Here is a 19,511-nt window from a genome sequence, read left to right as displayed (position 1 = left end):
GATTAGGTGGTTATGGAAAATTTTTTGGCATAACTTAAAGCACAAACAAAAAAACCGGGCATATTATAGACTGATAAAAACATGAAAATGGCGTTTATTCCGTCTCGATAAACTTGAACTAAAATTGCCATGAAATATAAATAGAGAAATAAACTAACTGATTTTGGGTGTGCATCTTTAATGCTATTGTACCAGCGAGCAGAATATTTGGCGAATAAAAAAGGAATGACCAAAACACCTAAATACCCAAAATTTGCGTAAGATTCACCGTAAATAGTGGCGACTGCTCCTAATTTTCGAAGATTTCTGGAAGGCGTAGAAATATCTGTCATCCATTGCATTAAAGACGGTTTGTCTTCCCAAAATGGTCGTGGAATGGGAGCTAATAATAGGGTAAAATAGGTTGAGCCATAATAAAAACTGTCGTGCTGGTCTATCAAGGTTAGAATAGACGAGTACATATCTAAAAACGAAAAATCAGCATTTGCTCCAATGCCAAAACTTTCCTGATATTCAATAGAAAATTCTATTAAATCATTCACATTTGCTCCTTGTTGAATGAGTTTTCCAACGTATTTGAGAGGTAAAAAAATGACGATTCCAACTAAAATCAAAATGGCGAATCTTAGAGAAATCCAATTTCGTTTTTGATGATATAAGTACAAAAAAAGGAGAAAAATACAAGGTGTTAAAATTCGATAACGATGCTGACCTTGGAAAGCAAGAATAAATAAACAAATGCCAATTATGTACAAAAATGACTTCTGAAAACCGTAATAAAACACTAAAATCAAACAACTTAAAATTACCCAATTTTGCGTATTTGCTATGTAAGAAGAGTCTTGCCAAAGCCCAAAATCTAATTGAGCTTTGCCTAAAAATGGGATATAGAGTTGGGAGAAAATCCCCCAAATACCTATTGGAATGGTAAAAATAAGTATAGTTTTTAAGGCAAGTTTATCTATTAAAATGACAGATTTCTCAGAAAAACCTTGTGATATACGATTGGCTTCTAAAATCCAAGCGACAGTCATAGACACAAAACCAATATCTGCTAATAAAGTTGCACGAACAATTTCCTGATTTTCTATGGCTGAAAAGTAGTCGCTTTGTTCGCCTAAAAATACATTTGCACCATTAATTAGAAAGAAAAGTCGAGTAGAAAAAGTAAAGAAATGAAAGCACAAATAAGTAGGAGCAGGGTGATATATCGACAATTTTGCATATCGAAATAGCAAAAATGAGCATATCAAAAGTACGGTTGTATCTATGCTAAAAGCAAAAAATAAACTTTCTTTCATCAGTGGTTAATTGTGCAGTGGTAACTTTTAAAATGCAATTATTTAGAAAAATTAATAATTGCCATTGAGAACTAAAACGTTGATTTTTAGGTCAAAATTTACTTACTTGAAATAAGTGTTTGGTAAATATTCAAGACTTTTGATGCGTGGTTATTCGTTTCCTCTTCTTTAATGAAATTGTCAATATTTGACTTTAATAATTGCCTGTACTCTTCATAACACATTGAAATGATGGATTTTAAAAGAGATTCTACACATTGTGCTTTACAAACTTCTCCAACTTTATATTTCCGAATATCATCTTTATTGCCAACGTTTTCTGTAACAATCACAGGAATATTACTCGTTAATGCTTCTGACACTGCCAATGAATAAGCATCGCTAAGGCTTGGCATTACGAAAACGTGGTAGCTTGGCAAAATGGATAATAGTTCTGAATTAGGCATTTTTCCCAAGAAACGGATATTTGGAATGTGCCGATATTGCTTGAAAACGGAAGTTTGAGAAGGTTCTATTTCGCCAATTACATCTAATACAAACTTATCTGAAGGTAATTGTTTCATTGCTTCAAAAAGGTATATACAACCCTTTTCAATAGATACTTTTCCTGTAAAAATAAGTTTTAGCCGTTCGCCAAATGTCCTATAATGTCCTTTTCTTTTTTTTGTTTGAGGAGTAATTTGAAGTCCAAAACTTGCCGTAAAAATATTTGCTTGAGGTAAATATTGCCTATAAATATGAGCCATATATTCAGAGGGAACGACTATATTTTCGGCATTTTCGAGAGAAGCTATTTCTCTTTCTTTACTTCTATAAAAATGAGATTTGGCAAAAGGAATACCTGATTTTTCAAATTCTGGTTCGAGGAGTTGTTGCGTGTAGGTTGGGTGAGCCGCATACACATCGGCTAATAATTTTACTTGAGGATTTAACTTTTTAAAAGTTTCAACAGCCTTGTAACAGTAAACAGGCCAATAATGTAGTACATCTAAATCATCAATTGACTTTTGGATAAATCTATTGAAATAATATTCCGAAATTTGATTTTCTGTTTTATAATAATCGAATGAAAAGTGTTTTTGAAGAAAATACAACAGTCTATGAAAAGCCGTGAACTGGTATGAAATATCAGCTTGGGAGTTAACCGTTTTTACATAAGGTTTCCATGCACTTAATAAAGATTTTTCCTTAAAAACGCCAAATGTATGAAATTTTACATCGACTTCAGTTTCTTGACTGAGGTGACGATATAAATTAATAGAATGGTCTGGGCGAGCTAAAAGCAAAGTTTTCATTATTTCCGTAGAATATTCTTTTTGAATCTTCTAAGATAATAATTTATTTCCTTTTGAGAAGCAAATAACAAATTTTTGTAAATAATTCCCTTTTTATTAGCGAAAAAAACAATGCCTATAAATTGACTAAAATACGCCAATGAGATAGCGATTGAGACACCTATTAATCCCATTGAATTGATTAAAAAATAGGTTAAGATTAGAGAGAGAATCATGCCTGAAAATTCGGCAAAACTAATGGCTTCTGGAAATCCCATTCCTTGAATACCTCCTGCTAAAACGGTTTTGGCATTAATGAAAAAGCTTCCAATGACTAATAATTGGCAAATTTTAATTGATTCAGAATAAGCAGAACCAAATACAAAAGGAATCAAAAAACTCAGACTGAAAGCAAATAAAATGTGAAAAATAATACTAAAAATCCAATATGATTTGAATAGTAAAATCGTGCTTTTGATTTGTGCTTGTAAATGGTCTTTTTCAGTAACCGAAGGAACGATAATTGTTCTGACAGCGTTGGCAAATATTCCTGTAAAACCCGCTATACTTACGGCTACGGTATAAATTCCTAAATCATGACTGCTGAGAAATCCGCCAATTAAGAATTGGTCTATTCTGGAATTTGCCAATTGAGCAACGTCGCCAAACCACACTTTTACTCCGTAATTCAATAGCTTTCGGGTGTATTGAAAATCATATTGGAAGGAAAAATAGTGTAAAATTAATCGGTACAAAAAGAAAATAGCAACGATTAAATAGCATGATTGTAGTAAAATTTGGAGATATACCAAATTTGTAATGGAGAGAATATTAGTAATTTTTAAAATGATAATACCTGTACAATACCCTATTGGAACAACACATTTCAACATATTAGTGGTCTTAAAAAATGATGCTCCTTGCAACATATAATTGGCGTACATTCCGAAAAGCCCTAAGGGAATAGTCAGTAAATATAGATGCCCTAAGTGCGTAACATTTTCATCGTATTTTTGTAGATATAAGTTAGTAATAGCCCAGCCTAATAATATGCCGATTAAGCTCTGAATTGAAGCAATAACGAGGAGATTATGCCAAATACTATGTTTATTGACATTGGGTTTTGCCGAGAAATAGACGGTAGCAGACGAAAGTCCGAAATTAACAAAATACTGTAATGTTGATGGAATAATAATGATAGTGGCAAATACTCCTCGTTGACTTGGTCCCAACCAACGAGCCAAAATAATAGAGCCAACCAGTCCGAATATAGCAATCAGAAGGTTGGCTCCAATATTTTGTATAATACTCTTAGCTTTCACTAAAAGCCTAATTCTTTATAATTTATCCCTAATACAACAAAAGTTGAAAGAATTAATCCTAAGAAGGCAAATCCTAAAACCATGACAGAACGCTTTGGTTCACTCTTTTTCACTGGAATCTGAGCAGGTTCAAGCACTTTGAAAATTGGCGTTTCTCTATGAACTTTAATTTTTGCTTCTTCCAATTGTTTTGCCAATTCTGAATAAAGATTGTAAGATAAATCTACTTCGTACTGAAGTTTTTTCCCTTCGTCCTTAGCAATATTCAAAAACAAACTTTTATTACGGTCTTGATAACTTGAATATGCAAATAATGCATTATCGTATCTTCTTTTAGCCTCGCTTAACCTCTCCTCCAAGAATTTAATGTCTTTTAAGGTTTTCTCAGTACGATATTTTACAACATATTGTGTTAAATAATCTTGGCAATAACGAACAATCGTTGCAGCAATTACAGGGTCTTGCATTTTAGCAGAAATACTAATTACGCCTGTTTTTTTATCTAAAGTAGCCCCAACACGCTTCTGTAATTCCTTGATAAGATTATCTTGTTTTTTATTAAGATGAATTGTTTCGAGAGGAATATTTTTTGAATTAATCACAGGCATATCTTTATCGCTATCGTCAGATTCCCCCAAGATTTTAGTTGCCAACTCTTGTTTCTTATTTTCTTCTAAAAATGCGTTCATCGTCATTTTTCGTTTATATTTTGAAACGAAAACCTCAAGATTTAATACATCCATCAGAAAAGGCGTACTTTGGATAATATTTGGGTATAAATCTGGACGAACAGCTTCTGTTGAACTTAAACTCCCTAAATCCACGCCTGCTAAACCAGCTAAAGATTTAAACTTACTAAGTCCACCAGCACCATCTTTTGATTCCAATTCTGGCAGTATTTGTACTTGCGAAGAATATTCGTTTGGAATATTAATAGCAATAAAAATCCCGAGTAATGCGGATATAATTGTTACAATTAATATTGCCCATTTTTTCCTTGCTATGACCTTGAATATTTTACTAATATCAATGGTCATTTCAGCGTCAGTATTTTGTAGTTGATTCGTTTCCAATTGATTAGTAATTATTTTAAAGCATTAATAATATTGATAGCTATTAGCGAAATAGATGATACAGCTCCTAAGATAGCAACTTTTTCTGCGGTAGATAGTTTACTACTATTATCATTATCAACAGCAGGAACTATAATTTCAGCACCTTGTTCTACTTTTGGATAAGTAGTGAAAAATAAAAATGTTTTTGTTCTATCTGAAAACCCATTGGCATATTTTACAAACACTCTTCTTTTGGCTGCTTTTTCTGTAAAACCTCCCGCTTGTGATATATAATCTCTAATACTTAGATTAGGACGGTAGGGAACAGAAATAGGATTTAATAATTCACCTGTAAGTTTTATTGTTTCCAACTCTCTTGGAATAAATAGTCTGTCTCCTTGTATTAATAACAAATTTTCTTTGACGTCAGGATTTTTCAATATTAAAGATAGGTCGATAGCAATTTTGGTACTATCTCTGCTAAAACTTGCTCCTTTGGCAAATGCCCCGTCTTTCAAACCACCCGATAATTCAATTAAGTCTGTAATTCTTTGTTTTTTATCTTTGATGGTAAATGCCCCTGGAAATTTAACTTCTCCTTCGATAACGACTGTTTTTTGCTGTACATATCTTGGAGCTTTTCTAACATAGATTTTGTCGAAAGGCTGAATAGTTATTTGGGCATCTAAAGCACTAATTTTAAGGTCTTTATCAATGTCAAACGACTTGATAATTACATCTTGATTAGGTTCAAGCCCTGTTGTGTCATCTTTTACTCTACGAGCTAATTCTATTTTGGCATAACTCGCACTTTCACTAAATCCGTTCGCTAAAACAATTACATCGGCAAGCGTTAATCCATCAACATAATCGAATTTCCCTTCTTTGTTAACTTCTCCACTGATAGAAATTAGTCGCTTTTCACGTAGGTTTTTTATACTCTTAATGAAAATGATATCTTCTCTTTTTAAAGGAATATCGTCAATTTCACCTTTCATAAGCTTTCCTAAATCGAAGGCAATGATGAGTGGGTCACTATCTCCTTTTTGACGATTAATTGTTGCACGATTCAAAAATGCGTCTTCCTTTAAACCTTCAGCTTTCTTGATAAGTTCTTTTACTGTACTTACTCCTGCTTCTAAGGCATATTCTCCACTTCTAAAAACAGCTCCATTAATTTGTACTCTATTTTCAAATCTTTCTAAAATTTCACCAACGGTATATTTATCACCTCTTTGTGGAATAAATGTTGAAACCTCATCTTGAGTAATATTTAATAATTTCAATTCTTTGGCAGTATTTCTTCTCAAACCAATTGTGTAGGTATAAGCTTTATCGGTAAAGCCTCCTGCAAAACGTAAAACGTCTTTTAAGGTTTCAGTTTTTTCAACTTCGAAAATCATTGGACGTTTAACTTCTCCTATAATTTCTACACGAGTTTCATAGTCTGCAATTCTGATTACATCTTGGTCTTGAAGACGGATATTATCTTTTTGGTCAGCACGCAAAAGAAAATCATACAAGTCTAAAACTCTTACAATTTTATTATCTCTAATTACTTTAATATTACGAAAAGAACCATTTTCTGATGGGCCTCCTGCAGCATAAAGTGCATTGAATACTGTTGCTAACGAAGAAACTGTATAGGTTCCAGGTTTAACGACTTCGCCTGTAATAGTCACTTTAATACTTCTAACATTTCCTAATGTAATTTGAGCAGAGACGCCACTTCCAGGCATATTGATACCTTGATAAAGTTGGCGAAGTCTTCCTACAATTCTTTCAGATGCTGACTCAATTGTTAAGCCATTAACGTAGATAGGACTTAAATTTAAAATTCTGACTGTTCCTTCTGGACTAACTTTAACTTTATAATTATCTAAAGCATTACCAAAAATGTCAATATTTAATTCATCATCTGGTCCTAACTGATAGTTGCGTGGCGTTGCAATTCTTAAATCTGGCTCAAATGATAAACTACCAGAGGCAAACATTGACATCCCGAAAACTTTTGATGGTTTGCGAATGACTTTTAAACTGTCTGTATCTGTACTATCTGAATTTGATTTTGTCTTAATAGCTTTACGAGCAACCGTAATATCAGATTCGTTGGTTGTTTTACCTTTCTTACTAACTAAAGCGTTAAGCCTTTCTCTCATTTTTGCCACATCTGCAGGAGTGTATCCTTGCATAATTGCCGCTTTTTCGATTTGGGCTTCGCTCATGCCGCTATCTTTTGCCTTTTGTAAAAAGGCAGCAACTTGTTCGTCAGTTAAATCGCCAACTTTGGTCTTCTGTGAGAAAGCATTTATTGTAGATAATAACAATAATAGGAAGAAAGCTAATTGGGGAAGAGATACAAATATCTTCGAAGTATTTTTTTTGAAACGGGTCATTTTCAGGTTTAATTTTCTGAATGATTGAGTTTGTTAAAAATTATATGCAAAAGTAGGCATAAATCTTGGTTTTATACAATATTGAATTATCAAGCGGTTATAGACGTTGCATTAACTTTACAACCATGCTATCTTTCCAAGTTTTGAAAGTTCCTGCAATAATTTGCTCTCTTGCTTGCCCAACCAACCATAGATAAAAAGTTAAATTATGAACGCTACAAATCATTGCACCTAACATTTCATCAGCTTTTAATAAATGTCTTACATAAGCTTTTGTATAAAAATTACTGGCATAGCTATTTAAACCTGAGTCTAAAGGAGAAAAATCGTCTTTCCATTTTTCGTTTTTCATATTGATTGTGCCTTCTGTGGTAAACAACATTCCGTTACGAGCATTACGGGTTGGCATCACACAGTCAAACATATCAATACCTAAGGCAATTCCTTCCAAGATATTAGCAGGAGTACCAACGCCCATCAAATAACGTGGTTTATCTTTTGGTAAAATATCTGTAACCATATCAGTCATTTCATACATCATTTCGGCAGGTTCGCCTACTGATAATCCTCCAATAGCATTTCCTTCACGCTCAAAACTGGCAATTACTTCGGCTGACTTTACTCGTAAATCTTTATAAACGCTGCCTTGTACAATTGGAAAAAGCGTTTGGCTGTATCCATATTTAGGCTCCGTTTTATCAAAATGGTCGCAACAACGTTTTAGCCAACGATGCGTCATTTCCATTGACTCACGAGCGTAGCCATACTCGCAAGGGTAGGGCGTACATTCGTCAAAAGCCATCATTATATCTGCTCCGATGGTTCGTTGAATATCCATTACGCCTTCTGGAGTAAAGAAGTGTGTTGAGCCGTCGATGTGAGATTTGAAAGTTACTCCTTCTTCTTTGATTTTTCTACCTGTTCCCGCCAATGAATAAACCTGATACCCTCCTGAATCTGTCAAAATAGGTTTATCCCAACCATTAAATTTATGTAAACCGCCTGCTTTTTCAATAATATCTAATGTTGGACGGAGATATAAATGGTAAGTATTCCCTAAAATAATTTGAGCCTTAATGTCTTCTTTTAGTTCTCTCTGATGAACCGCTTTTACTGAACCTGCTGTACCAACAGGCATAAAAATAGGCGTTTGGATTTGTCCGTGGTCGGTAGTGATGACACCTGCTCTTGCTTTAGAATTAGGGTCGGTAGTTTGTATATCGAAAGTCATATTTCGGTTATTAGTTATTGGTTATCAGTTATTGGTTGTTGGAAAAGTAAACGTTTACATCTACGCAATATCATTTATCAGCCCCAATAACTAATTGACCAGTAACTAATAACCATCCTTATATTCACAAAATTACAACATATTCACAAAAACTACCCTCTAATCTCCAATCTCTAATCTGTAATCAGCTATCTTTGCACTCCGATTTTACTAACTCATTGATATTGACGGCTTTGATACCACTTCTATTCGGCATATTTATTATATCTGTTGCATTTCAGTTATATTTTATTCTTTTTGTTTTTGCTAAAGTTATTCAGCACAACGCTCCGATAATTCCCATAGGAAAATCTCAGGGTGTATCTGTGATTGTATGTGCATGGAACGAATTGGCTAATCTTAAAGAATTATTACCCTTATTAAATAGTCAAGTATATCCAACTTTTGAAGTGATTATTGTTGATGACCGCTCTTGGGATGGAACATTTGATTATCTCTTGACTGAATGTGCTGAATTTCAGAAAGTTCGCTTTATTAGACTTGAACAAACGCCAGAGCATTTATCTTCCAAAAAATATGCTTTGACTTTAGGAATAAAATCTGCAAAATATGATACAGTTCTTTTAACAGATGCAGATTGTCGCCCACAAAGTACCAACTGGATAACAGGAATGGCAGAGTGTTTAACCCCAGACAAAGAAATAGTTTTAGGATTTTCTCCCTATTTTAAAGAGAAGGGATTTCTCAATAATTTAATAAGATACGAGACCTTTATTACAGCTATTCAATACTTTTCATTTGCCATTACAGGCGTACCTTACATGGGTGTTGGGAGAAATTTAATGTATAAAAAATCATTATTTCTCCATAACAAAGGGTTTGCAAAGCATACAAATATTTTGGGTGGGGACGATGATTTATTCATGAATGATGTTGCTAATGAAAAAAATACAGCAGTTTGCCTAAATCCAGATACCTTTATGTATTCATTCCCTAAAACAACTTGGGAAGCTTGGTATAGACAAAAAAGAAGACACTTGTCGGTTGGAAAATATTATCAATTTAAGAACAAAGCTTTGTTAGGAGGATTGGCATCAACTCAAATTTTATCATGGATTTCTTTTCTAATATTAGCTCCTATTTTTAGTCACAATCCGCTTATTTTCTGGATATTAGGCGTTTTTCTTCTCAGATTAATAAGTCAATGGGTTGTTTTTTCTAAAGCAAATAAAAGGTTTGACAATACACTTGAAATATTTACATTTCCTTTTTGGGATGGAGTTTACGCTCTATATATCTTAATAATGGGTATCAATAATTTTATTCCGAGAAAACGAAAAATGAGATGGAGATAATAAATGAGTTAGCAATTTGTTAGCATAAATTAGATTTTATCTCGAACTCAATTTTATATTTTATTCAACAGATTAGAAAAGCTCCGCTTGAAAACAATTTATCGGTGAGCTTATTCAATAATCCAAAATTTTTAAATTAAAGTAATGAACGATTCAAAAATTATAGAAAAATACTTTCCGCAACTTTCAGAAAAACAGAAGCAACAATTTGCTCAATTAGGCGATTTGTATGCTACTTGGAATGCACAAATCAATGTTATTTCAAGAACCGATATAGACAATCTTTATGAAAAACACATTTTACATTCTTTGGGAATTGCTAAAATTGTCGATTTCAAAGATTTTACCGAAATTTTAGATGTAGGTACAGGCGGAGGTTTTCCCGGAATTCCTTTGGCGATTTTATTTCCAAACTGTCAATTTCATTTAATTGATAGCATCGGCAAGAAAATAAAAGTAGTCAATGAAGTAGCTCAAGCTTTAGGATTAACCAATGTAAAAGCAGAACAAATAAGAGCAGAACAAGTGGAAGGAGAATATGATTTTATTGTAAGTAGAGCTGTAACTCGTTTGCTTCCATTTTATGGTTGGGTAAAAAATAAAATCAATATTAATAACTATAATAAACTTCAAAATGGAATTTTATATCTAAAAGGAGGAGACTTAAAAGAAGAATTAAAAGAATTTGGCAAGAAAACGAAAGTCTATGAACTATCAAATTTCTATGAAGAGGAGTTTTTTGAGACAAAAATGGTAGTTCATGTACCAATGAAGTAATTTTTTTTCAAACCTAAAAAACTGATAATCAAACGATAAAGGTAAATTAGAATTTTTTTTGCAAATTTTTCCTCCAAAACACTTGCAGAATAACCAGAAACCAACTAATTTTGCATCACGATTAACAACAATCCTTCTTAGCTCAGCCGGTTAGAGCACATGACTGTTAATCATGGGGTCCCTGGTTCGAGCCCAGGAGAGGGAGCAATTAATCACAAAAAGCCTTCATACGTTACGTATGAAGGCTTTTTTGTTGGAACAATTTTTATTTACTGTTCCAAGCGTTTGGAACAGTGCTTTTTTTGCGTGTTTTTGGGACTATTTCAGTCGTGAAACAAGGTTTAAAACAAGATGTTTGTTGTTTTAAACTTATACAGTAGTCGTTTAAAAAGTGTGTCTTACTTTGTCGGACAGGTTGTATTATCGTTTAAAAGTGTGTTTTACTTTGTCGGACAGGTTGTATTATCGTTTAAAAGTGTGTCTTACTTTGTCGGACAGGTTGTATTATTGATTAATAGTGTGTCTTACTTTGTCGGACAGGTTGTATTATTGATTAATAGTGCGTCTTACTTTGTCGGACAGGTTGTAATTTCTATTAAATGATTGTCTTACGTTGTCGGACAGTCATTCAACTCATTATAAAAGTTGTAAGACAATATTCATTAATAGTTAAACTTTGGTAGTTTGGAGTTAAACTTTGGTAGTTTGGAGTTAAACTTTGGTAGTTTGGAGTTAAACTTTAGGTGTTTAGAGTTAAACTTTGGTAGTTTGGAGTTAAACTTTGGTGTTTTGGAGTTGAACTGACTAAATATATCTATTTTTAATTCTCGTTTAATTAACGCTAATTAAGTTCTTCGTAAACTGTTCTAATGGTGCAGGTTTTTCACCATTGAAAAATTGAGAATGGTTAAAAACAAAAAATCCCAACGGTTTATCGTCAGGATTTTAGTTGTTTCGCTTTTTGCTTTGTCAATAAATTTACGCCATTTGAAGGAAATTTATTGAGCAAAAGGAATGAAAATGAATGATAGGGTTTCCTTTAAACAACTTTGGGTACGTGAATACCACTTAATGCGTATGATTGCCCTACTTGGTAATATTTAGGCTTTTTTGCCCATATAATTATACCTATGAATAGAAAAAATATTGCAATGCCCCCAACAAAAAAAAAGCCGTCTGTTTTTGCTTTCTTTGCCGCAATGATGGCTAATTCCTTCTCTTGTTCTGCCTTTGTTTGTGCTATTTTACGGGCATTATCACTTGTTACAACTGTTCCTATGGTTTGCCCTACTGTGTTAAGTCCACTACCTATTAAGTCAAAGAGTGGGTTTGTTTTGGGTTGTTCTTCGTCTTCCCACATATTTATTTTTGATTAGAATGTGTTTTCATTAATTAATAGCCAGTATCAGAAATGGAAACTTCTTTAACCCATGCTAAACGTTGTATTGTTGTATAGGCTGCCAATTCTTGATTATTAAATGTGATTTTATTGGCATCATATTGGACTTGAATGTAAGATACTCCACCAAGTGAGTATCTTTCTCAAGTAGCTATGCCAATGTAAGACTCAGGAAGCCAAATTCTTTTAATAATTGGAGAATTAACATAAGGAAGGAATGTTAAACTTTTGTATGGCTCTTGACTTTCCTGTTGTTCACCTAAATATTTTCGGTAGTGAGTAATACATGGATTCAAAACATCTGGACTTGCTTTAGAGAATACACCTCTTTTTTCAGCATTTTCAAACATTGAGACACCACTATTTCCAGCATATACTTTATCGTTTTTATTAAATTGTGCCATATTCTTTTTTGAGTTATTTATTATTTGTTTTTTCTGCTTCGGCAAATCCTCTTTTATAGGCTTTCTCCACCTCATTTTTAATTACACCCTTGCACTCTTGAATAATCTTAGATTGTAATTCGTTATATTTTGTTATAAGATTGGATTTATCCTTTTTAAGAGCTTCAATTTCGTTGAATGCTCTTCGTTTATATGTTTCAAATTCCGCTAAAATTTCGTTTAATCTTGCATCCTCTTTAACTCCGTAATTCTCAATGTTGCCCGTAATGTCTTCTCCATTTTTGTAGGACGTTAAAATCCAAATACAGAAGTCTGTCATGGATAATTCGCCACGATTAGCGTTGTCAGATAGAAATGTCTTTAACTCATCGGACAATCTGAATGATATTTTACTGGTCTTTTCCATGTTTCTATTCGTCATCTTCGTCGTCGTTTTCGTCCTCTTCTTCGTAATCTTTAAATGCTTCGTTCTCCATTTCTTCAAATTCATCACTATCAATTCCAAAGTCTTCAGAATCTATGTTAGCATGGAAATTCTTAACAAGGCATTGAATGAAGTCCTTTTTTGTTCTGATGACCATCTCAATATCTGTATTGTTAATCTTTAGCGTATGCCCTCTGACAAGGTCAAATAATAGATTGATTCTTGGATAGTTGATGATGCCGTTTAATTCTTCGTTAACATGGATGAGTTCATCTTCACGAGCTTTTACTTGGAGCTTTAATTCTTTAATGATAGAATCATTGTCAGATATGTCCGTAATACCTGTCAATTCCTCGTCAAATTCTTCGTCCTCTATTTCGGTTTCTTCGTCCTCTATTTCGGTTTCTTCGTCCTCTTCGTCTGGTTCTTCGTCCTCTATTTCGGCATATTCGTCCTCGTCCGATAATTCCATTAAATGGGCGAAATACTCTTCTTCGGTCATGCCTAAAGATTCTCTTTTTTGTTTAAATTTTTCTGCCATTTCCTCGTCGGGAAATATTGTAATTGGGTTGTTCATGTTCTTTGATTTTTAATAAAAAACCCTCCGATAATTCTTACTTATCAGAGGTTACAAATATTGAAGAAATGAATTAACAAGGGTGGAAAGCATGGAAAGTGTGGAAACAATGGAACTAAATTTTTCGCTTGGATGCTTCGAGTATTTCGGCTATATCTTCTAATGAATTACCTGTATATTCAGAGAATACATTTGATGGTATATTTTTTCCATTCTTGCATCTATCAGGGTATAGTATTCTTAATGTTTTCATGTAATCGTAGCAAAAAGACTTTTCTCTTCTGAGCAAAATTTTAATGTCATCGACAGTCAAGTAAAGCGGACATTTGAAAGTTATATTTTTCTCCATGTTTAAAGTCTTAAATTGTACTGGCTAAAAACTCATTGAAGTCTTTAAAATCTTTGTCTGAATACATACTTGAACAATCTTGAACGTTTAACCCTGCATCTCTCATTTTTTGCGTTGCTTTTCGTCCTGCTTCGTCATTGTCCATATAACTGTAAATCGTGGTTGCTTCCGTTAATTGTGGTATTGCTTTACTTAGGTTCGTTACAGAATTTAGTATGATAGCCGTACATCGTGGCGGACGCTTGTAGTATTCTATGGCTGATAGAAAATCAAACATTCCCTCAAATACTGATATGGTATTACTATTAGGGAATGTAAAAGTTTTAATGCCAGATTTACCCAAATTTATAGGTTTCTGCATGATTTCGCTCCTTAAAACATACCCTCCGTTATCAGTTTTGTATCCCACTCCAAAAAATTGCCCTTTTGAATTTGTATAGTGAATTTCTTGGAGGTAATTGAATGCAGTATTTAGGTTGATTCCACGATTTTTTACATATCGCATTAAAGCAGGGTGTTGTAAGTTAGCAACCGATTTGATGGTATAGCCTTCGGGGTCTTCCTGAGAGATTGGACGACAAGAGAGAGAAAGAGTTTGGGAGCCGTCTCTTTCTCTTTTGTCGTCCATTCTCTCTAATAAGCTACAAGCATCTACAAATCCGATTTTCTCTAACTTCATTACTAAGTCAATTATGCTTCCTTTATCGGCATCGTTACCGAAGTCGTTAAAAACGTTGAGGGTTGGACTTACTGAAAAAGACGGTGTACTGTCCTGACGGAGCGGAGAATGATACAGGAAATTACTGCCATTTCTTGAGACTGGACTTATGCCTTTTCCACTTAGATAATCTATGATGGATATTTGTTTTAGTTGGTTTATTTGTTCGTGGGTTTTCATTTTATATTATTGTTAAAGTACAATTTCAATTTTATTTTGAGTAGCAGACTTTTGAAAATTTGATTTATTCTTACTCTCTTACTCGAATAATTTCAATTAATTGATTGTCAGTTATTTATGGTTATTTTTTTCGAGTAGGATAGTATTCTCTATCTTACTATCTTACTCGAAAACTACTCCGTTTTTCGAGTAAGATACTTTTTGGAATAACATAATCTTACTCGATAATATATATATAATGTATTGGTTTTTAGTAATTTATATTTTTTTCGAGTAAGATTAAATATTATATCTTACTCGAAAAAATATATTTAAGTGATTGATATTCAATATATTATAATCATTCGAGTAAGAGAGTAAGTTGTTTTTACAATTCTTTGATATAATACCCTTTTATACTATATTTACATTCTTTATAATATTTTTCTGAAACTTGGAATTGTAATGTTTTTAAGGCTTTCCCAATTGAAATATGGCTTAGTTTAATTCCTTTTAATACTAATTTCAGTTGAATATCGGTTGCGGTTAAAAATTTGCTATTTCTATCATCTTCGTTTCCTGAGATAAAATACTTCTGGATTGCTTCCATCTCGGCACTAACTTTCATAAATCGCTGATTTCTTTTTTCTTGTGTTTGTATTTCATCTTTCGATAAAATAAAATCAAAATTTCCGCTAATCAATAAACTATACGCTTGTGACCATACTAAATTTATATCTATATTGGCTTGATAACCTTTTGATTTTCCGTTATCGTGGTTAATCTCCTTCACTACAAAAGGCAACCATCTAACGTTGCCTGTTTCGTCAGTCAAGAACTCGTATTGGTTTGTACTCGCCACGAAGTTTGCTCTTCTGCTATGAGTGGTTTCACTTTTAGCAAATAGACCTCTAAATTTTACTATTGATTCAGTTAAAATTGTCTTGAAATCGTTGTTTAGTTCCTTCTTGTCAAAACTTGCCAATTCGTCCAAATTGATTACAAAGTTTTGGCATAAGGAAATTTTACCGTCTTTGTTACCTCCAAAGTCAAAACCTTTTCGGTAGTATTTTGATAGTTTAGGGGGAACAAGAAATTCTAAGAAAGATGTTTTTCCGTCATTTTGTTTGCCTATAAGAGTTAGACACTGCTTATTAAAAGGTATTTTTAGAATGGCTTGAGCAACCATTCTGACAAGATGCTTTTTAAACATTAGTTCCCACCAATCACCACTGTCAGTAACTACAAAATCTGACAGTCTTTTGATATAGTCTGGTTGTGAATTATCCCACTTGGGAAGATTCTCGAAATACTCTTTTAATGGGTCATATTTAGGTACTTTTGTGGAAATTAACACGGATAGTTGAGTGTTGAATTTGTTAAATCCTTTTACAAAAAGGTCATAAGTCAATTGGTCTTCGCTAAATAAACCATATTCAGAATCTTTCTTTAATTTGCCTTCTAATTCATTAGAAACTATATTCATTCTCAGGTCATATTTATTGAAAATATAATCTTCTAATCTTAGAATTAATGGTTGATTGGGCTTGTTATCAGGGTTTGGATTTGTTGCTATAACAGGATTAGTATGATTAGTTTCATTTTTTTGTGCAGACTTTTCTCTGCCTTTTTCGGGTGTAACTCCTTGGATTTCACCTTTTTTAACTAACTTCGTCATTGTCTTTAGTTTTTTAAGATTTTAATGAGGCGTTTTCGTTTCTGGACTTCTTATGCCTTAAAATCAATTGCCCGAACAATCTTTAATTGTTCGGGCTTTTTTGTTTAGTCTTTAAGGCTCTTTAGTAGTCGTTTAAAGTTGAAGAAATCCTCCGTTAGTACCATTCGTTGCTCGTGGTCGTCGTTTTCTGCCATTTGCGAGCTTGAATAACCTTCAAATAGTCGTTCTAATGTGGCGTTCATTCTGTCTAAGTCTAATCCTTCTGCTACTGTGTTGGTTACTTCTAAGTTTTTCATTTTTTTGTTGTTTTAGTTATTAATTGAAAAATCCGTTATTGGCAGAAAAAGAGTTAAATAAAAGGCTGTTTAGTTTTTGTCCTGTACCTAATTTAAGCCCATTTTCCATTATATCCTCCTTCATTCTGTATTGCCAGTATTGACCATTTTCTAAATAGAAAAAGTATAAAATCTTACTTTTTTGGCGTTGTTTCCCTTTGCTTTTTAGCATCTGTTCACCCTGTATTTTGGCTTTTTTGCCATATTTTTCCATCAATTGAAAACATAGTAATTGATAATTTCTCATTTTGTTAAGCCCTCCTTTAGCACGGTGTTTATGTCAATGTGGGCGTAATACCCTATGGTTGTTTTTATGGAGGTATGCCCCATCATTAATTGGATAATTTCTATTCTCACTCCATCATTGATTTTTGTAGTGGCAAATGTTTTGCGACCAAACCCAAACGAAACAGGTTTATTTACTCCTGCCATTTTGGCTATACACTTTAGCATGATGTTTATTTGCTGATTGTACGTCATAATTGGTAATAATGAATCTCCTTCGCTCATAGCGGTAAATTTCTCAATTAGCTTTTCCGCTTTAGGACAAATAGGTACTACAAACTGATGATGTATGTCTCCGTCTGGTTTACCTCTAAATCCTTCGATATAGGCTTGACCGTTTTTGTCTTTTAGCCATTCCTTTTTTGCGACTCTTAGTGTAATTTCATCCATGCCAGTATAGCATGAAAAAAGGAAGTAATCACGAATCAATGCTAACTCTGGTTGTAAGTTGTCCAGTTGCTCAATGGCTTTCACTTCGTTTGGCGTTAGGAATTTGGTAATTGGCTTACTTTGGCGTTTAAATTTCTTCTCCATCAAAACATATTCAAATGGATTGCGAGCAATCCAACCATTATTAACACTAAATTTTAAAGCTCTCTCCAAGAAACCAACGCTTCTACGGCTATGCTCCTTCTCAACGCTTCGGTTTGCCATTACCCAGTTCAGAAGTTGTTCTGCATGATTAGCATTGATTGATTTTACTGAAATATCGCTTTTGCCAATATCATTAAGCCATTCTAATACATACCGCATCATGTAGCCGTTCTTCTCTATGGTTTTCTCGTCCTTTTTGCTGTCTTTTCCATAATCTTGGTCGAAATAATCTTGCATTGCTACTTTTAGAGAAGGTATAGGAGTAGAAGTTGTCCTAAAAAATATACCATCTTTAATATCCTCTATTGACGGTTCTGCTCCTCTCAGGATAAAGTTTTTGTAAGTCTCTCGAAATCGGTTACGATATTCTAAAAGCAATTGAGTAGCTATTGGGTCATTTTCTATGTAGCCAGTCTTTGAATCAATTTTTCGTTTTCCAATGGTCTGGTTCAAAGATAATTTACGGTCTTCTCCTCCGTGCTTAAACCTTATTTGTACTTTACCTTGCCTATTGGAAAAGGCAACATCGGGGATTCTCAGCACCCTTTCGGAGTTGTTCTGTTTTTTTTGTATTTTTGCCATTGTTTACATTTTTTGGTTGCATTGTCGGCAAACTGTTGCAATCAGTTAAATTAAAATAGTAAGTCCCTAACGGTTAAATCGTTAGGGATTTTTTTTTAGACTTTCTCATACTTTTAGACTTAAATAATTTGAGAAACAGGAACATTGAGCATCTCTGCCAGTCCTTTAGCTTCTGTTGCGGTTAGCGGTTTGGTTGTTTTGCCTGATAATATTCTTGTCAGTCTTTTTTTCTTAAACCCTAAGCGAGTTAGAGTTTCTTCATTAGGAGAAAAATTGACTCCTAAACGTGCTTCATAGGCGTTTTTAGCCGTAATTATTGGGTTTGTATTCATTTCTCTATCTATTTTGACACAAAATGGAATTATTTGTCCTCAAAATTGGATAATTTCGTCCATTTATCCAAATGATTTTGGATAAATTTGTATATTATTGTTGTCAAATAATGACATAACTTTGAATTATGAATATTGAAAATAGAATAAAGCAGATTAGAGAATCCAAAAGGATAAAGCAAATAGAGATTGCTGATGCCTTAAATATGGACAACTCACAATACGCAAAACTTGAAAAACGTGGAAAGAAACTGAGCTTAGAGCAAATTGAATTAATAGCTAATGCCTTAGGCGTATCGGTTACAGAGCTTATAGGTGTTGATATTTCTAATACCAACATCAATTCTGATGAGATGAAAAGGCTTTTGAAAGAGAATGAAGAATTGAAACTCAGGATTACGGATTTGGAGGATGATAAAAGACGGCTGAAGAAAGAGTTAGATGACTATGAGTATTCAAATGCAAACCCTACGATATTACTTGCCTATAATATTGCAATGCAAGAAATTGAAAATGTAATGGAATTTCTGAGCAAAAAATATATGTTAAATCAAGAAAATAGCTCAAATTCATCAGACTTATCAAGTGATATATTTAGGAAATTTCGACGCAGTTTTAACGAAGCCAGAGAAATTGAAATTAGCAATGTGCTTGATGGGGACGAAACCCGATTTACGATAAAGAGTTCTATTTTTAATACGATAGTGGAAAATACAAAACGGTTAAAGGCTATTATTGGAGAAATTAATATTACTTTATTCAGAAAAGAATATTACGATTTTCTTGTTAAATATCAAGCGAACCTTAAAGAAAATGAAAATCGTTTTTAAATAGCAGTTTCATGTAACTTTAGATAAAGTTTTAGTTACTAATAATTGGAACGAAGTCAGGAGCAACAGAAAATCATTTTGGAACACCAAAATAGCGTTTAACTGTATTTAAGTGTAACTTTGTTCTTTCAATG

19 protein-coding genes and 1 tRNA gene are annotated in these 19,511 nt (G+C 33.3%); 4 read left to right on the top strand and 16 right to left on the bottom strand.

Features of this window, described 5'->3' with window-relative positions; genetic code table 11:
* Positions 1-2: 2 nt before the first annotated feature.
* The 6 genes from LV89_RS02660 to tgt all read right to left on the bottom strand — a co-directional run bounded on the left by LV89_RS02660 (position 3) and on the right by tgt (position 8,579).
* The gene (locus LV89_RS02660) at positions 3-1,301 is read right to left on the bottom strand and encodes an O-antigen polymerase (RefSeq protein WP_109741309.1); all 1,299 of its coding nucleotides are present in this window, start codon (positions 1,299-1,301) and stop codon (positions 3-5) included.
* Positions 1,302-1,399: 98 nt separating this feature from the next.
* Positions 1,400-2,596 carry a glycosyltransferase family 4 protein gene (locus LV89_RS02655; protein ID WP_109741308.1) on the bottom strand — a complete coding sequence of 399 codons (1,197 nt, stop codon included), beginning with the start codon at positions 2,594-2,596 and terminating at the stop codon, positions 1,400-1,402.
* A complete protein-coding gene (locus LV89_RS02650; RefSeq protein ID WP_109741307.1) occupies positions 2,596-3,897 on the bottom strand; it encodes an oligosaccharide flippase family protein in 1,302 nt (433 codons plus the stop codon). The genes LV89_RS02655 and LV89_RS02650 overlap by 1 nt, the downstream gene beginning before the upstream one ends.
* Complete coding sequence (locus LV89_RS02645; RefSeq protein WP_109741306.1) at positions 3,897-4,970, bottom strand: Wzz/FepE/Etk N-terminal domain-containing protein; 1,074 nt, start codon at positions 4,968-4,970, stop codon at positions 3,897-3,899. Before LV89_RS02645 ends, LV89_RS02650 begins: the two co-directional genes overlap by 1 nt.
* A gap of 11 nt (positions 4,971-4,981) precedes the next feature.
* The gene (locus LV89_RS02640) at positions 4,982-7,348 is read right to left on the bottom strand and encodes an SLBB domain-containing protein (protein ID WP_109741305.1); all 2,367 of its coding nucleotides are present in this window, start codon (positions 7,346-7,348) and stop codon (positions 4,982-4,984) included.
* 97 nt (positions 7,349-7,445) lie between these two features.
* Positions 7,446-8,579, bottom strand: a complete 1,134-nt coding sequence (gene tgt, locus LV89_RS02635) for a tRNA guanosine(34) transglycosylase Tgt (RefSeq protein WP_109741304.1) — start codon at positions 8,577-8,579, stop codon at positions 7,446-7,448.
* A gap of 194 nt (positions 8,580-8,773) precedes the next feature.
* Between tgt and LV89_RS02630 the strand changes: the two genes are divergently transcribed.
* From LV89_RS02630 to LV89_RS02620, 3 genes are all read left to right on the top strand, one after another.
* Positions 8,774-9,934, top strand: coding sequence for a glycosyltransferase (locus tag LV89_RS02630; RefSeq protein WP_229201462.1), 1,161 nt, complete (start codon positions 8,774-8,776; stop codon positions 9,932-9,934).
* 144 nt (positions 9,935-10,078) lie between these two features.
* Positions 10,079-10,711, top strand: coding sequence for a 16S rRNA (guanine(527)-N(7))-methyltransferase RsmG (gene rsmG, locus LV89_RS02625; protein ID WP_109741303.1), 633 nt, complete (start codon positions 10,079-10,081; stop codon positions 10,709-10,711).
* 131 nt (positions 10,712-10,842) lie between these two features.
* Positions 10,843-10,916, top strand: a tRNA-Asn gene (locus LV89_RS02620).
* A gap of 834 nt (positions 10,917-11,750) precedes the next feature.
* Here the strand turns inward: LV89_RS02620 and LV89_RS02615 are convergent.
* From LV89_RS02615 to LV89_RS02560, 10 genes are all read right to left on the bottom strand, one after another.
* Complete coding sequence (locus tag LV89_RS02615) at positions 11,751-12,071, bottom strand: hypothetical protein (RefSeq protein ID WP_109741302.1); 321 nt, start codon at positions 12,069-12,071, stop codon at positions 11,751-11,753.
* A 182-nt stretch (positions 12,072-12,253) separates the two neighbouring features.
* Positions 12,254-12,514, bottom strand: a complete 261-nt coding sequence (locus LV89_RS02610; protein WP_109741301.1) for a hypothetical protein — start codon at positions 12,512-12,514, stop codon at positions 12,254-12,256.
* A 13-nt stretch (positions 12,515-12,527) separates the two neighbouring features.
* Positions 12,528-12,920: a hypothetical protein gene (locus tag LV89_RS02605; RefSeq protein ID WP_146199059.1), complete on the bottom strand. Its 393-nt coding sequence runs from the start codon at positions 12,918-12,920 to the stop codon at positions 12,528-12,530.
* Between the two features lie 4 nt (positions 12,921-12,924).
* Complete coding sequence (locus tag LV89_RS24850) at positions 12,925-13,515, bottom strand: hypothetical protein (protein ID WP_146199058.1); 591 nt, start codon at positions 13,513-13,515, stop codon at positions 12,925-12,927.
* Positions 13,516-13,874: 359 nt separating this feature from the next.
* The gene (locus tag LV89_RS02585) at positions 13,875-14,762 is read right to left on the bottom strand and encodes a DUF8464 domain-containing protein (protein WP_109741296.1); all 888 of its coding nucleotides are present in this window, start codon (positions 14,760-14,762) and stop codon (positions 13,875-13,877) included.
* A 367-nt stretch (positions 14,763-15,129) separates the two neighbouring features.
* Entirely contained in the window at positions 15,130-16,419 is a 1,290-nt protein-coding gene (locus LV89_RS02580) for a VapE domain-containing protein (RefSeq protein ID WP_109741295.1), read from the bottom strand.
* 104 nt (positions 16,420-16,523) lie between these two features.
* Complete coding sequence (locus LV89_RS02575; protein ID WP_109741294.1) at positions 16,524-16,715, bottom strand: hypothetical protein; 192 nt, start codon at positions 16,713-16,715, stop codon at positions 16,524-16,526.
* Positions 16,716-16,734: 19 nt separating this feature from the next.
* The gene (locus tag LV89_RS02570) at positions 16,735-17,001 is read right to left on the bottom strand and encodes a hypothetical protein (RefSeq protein WP_146199057.1); all 267 of its coding nucleotides are present in this window, start codon (positions 16,999-17,001) and stop codon (positions 16,735-16,737) included.
* Positions 16,998-18,215: a site-specific integrase gene (locus tag LV89_RS02565; RefSeq protein WP_109741292.1), complete on the bottom strand. Its 1,218-nt coding sequence runs from the start codon at positions 18,213-18,215 to the stop codon at positions 16,998-17,000. The genes LV89_RS02570 and LV89_RS02565 overlap by 4 nt, the downstream gene beginning before the upstream one ends.
* A gap of 119 nt (positions 18,216-18,334) precedes the next feature.
* Positions 18,335-18,547 (bottom strand): hypothetical protein, encoded by a 213-nt coding sequence (locus LV89_RS02560; RefSeq protein ID WP_109741291.1) that lies wholly within the window; start codon positions 18,545-18,547, stop codon positions 18,335-18,337.
* A gap of 128 nt (positions 18,548-18,675) precedes the next feature.
* Here LV89_RS02560 and LV89_RS02555 point away from each other — a divergent pair, with 128 nt between their 5' ends.
* Positions 18,676-19,377, top strand: coding sequence for a helix-turn-helix domain-containing protein (locus LV89_RS02555; protein WP_109741290.1), 702 nt, complete (start codon positions 18,676-18,678; stop codon positions 19,375-19,377).
* The last annotated feature ends 134 nt before the right edge of the window (positions 19,378-19,511 follow it).

Origin of the sequence: Arcicella aurantiaca (genome assembly GCF_003148625.1) — a bacterium.
In the GTDB taxonomy this organism is placed as follows: domain Bacteria; phylum Bacteroidota; class Bacteroidia; order Cytophagales; family Spirosomataceae; genus Arcicella; species Arcicella aurantiaca.
The sequence above is the reverse complement of the archived record's forward strand: the minus strand, read 5'-3'. Positions and strand labels throughout refer to the sequence as shown.

Coding starts and splice junctions, on each gene's coding strand:
- LV89_RS02660 (WP_109741309.1), bottom strand. CDS start 1,301: ATGAAAGAAAGTTTATTTTTTGCTTTTAGCATAGATACAACCGTACTT.
- LV89_RS02655 (WP_109741308.1), bottom strand. CDS start 2,596: ATGAAAACTTTGCTTTTAGCTCGCCCAGACCATTCTATTAATTTATAT.
- LV89_RS02640 (WP_109741305.1), bottom strand. CDS start 7,348: ATGACCCGTTTCAAAAAAAATACTTCGAAGATATTTGTATCTCTTCCC.
- tgt (WP_109741304.1), bottom strand. CDS start 8,579: ATGACTTTCGATATACAAACTACCGACCCTAATTCTAAAGCAAGAGCA.
- rsmG (WP_109741303.1), top strand. CDS start 10,079: ATGAACGATTCAAAAATTATAGAAAAATACTTTCCGCAACTTTCAGAA.
- LV89_RS02615 (WP_109741302.1), bottom strand. CDS start 12,071: ATGTGGGAAGACGAAGAACAACCCAAAACAAACCCACTCTTTGACTTA.
- LV89_RS02610 (WP_109741301.1), bottom strand. CDS start 12,514: ATGGCACAATTTAATAAAAACGATAAAGTATATGCTGGAAATAGTGGT.
- LV89_RS02605 (WP_146199059.1), bottom strand. CDS start 12,920: ATGGAAAAGACCAGTAAAATATCATTCAGATTGTCCGATGAGTTAAAG.
- LV89_RS24850 (WP_146199058.1), bottom strand. CDS start 13,515: ATGAACAACCCAATTACAATATTTCCCGACGAGGAAATGGCAGAAAAA.
- LV89_RS02585 (WP_109741296.1), bottom strand. CDS start 14,762: ATGAAAACCCACGAACAAATAAACCAACTAAAACAAATATCCATCATA.
- LV89_RS02580 (WP_109741295.1), bottom strand. CDS start 16,419: ATGACGAAGTTAGTTAAAAAAGGTGAAATCCAAGGAGTTACACCCGAA.
- LV89_RS02575 (WP_109741294.1), bottom strand. CDS start 16,715: ATGAAAAACTTAGAAGTAACCAACACAGTAGCAGAAGGATTAGACTTA.
- LV89_RS02570 (WP_146199057.1), bottom strand. CDS start 17,001: ATGAGAAATTATCAATTACTATGTTTTCAATTGATGGAAAAATATGGC.
- LV89_RS02565 (WP_109741292.1), bottom strand. CDS start 18,215: ATGGCAAAAATACAAAAAAAACAGAACAACTCCGAAAGGGTGCTGAGA.
- LV89_RS02560 (WP_109741291.1), bottom strand. CDS start 18,547: ATGAATACAAACCCAATAATTACGGCTAAAAACGCCTATGAAGCACGT.
- LV89_RS02555 (WP_109741290.1), top strand. CDS start 18,676: ATGAATATTGAAAATAGAATAAAGCAGATTAGAGAATCCAAAAGGATA.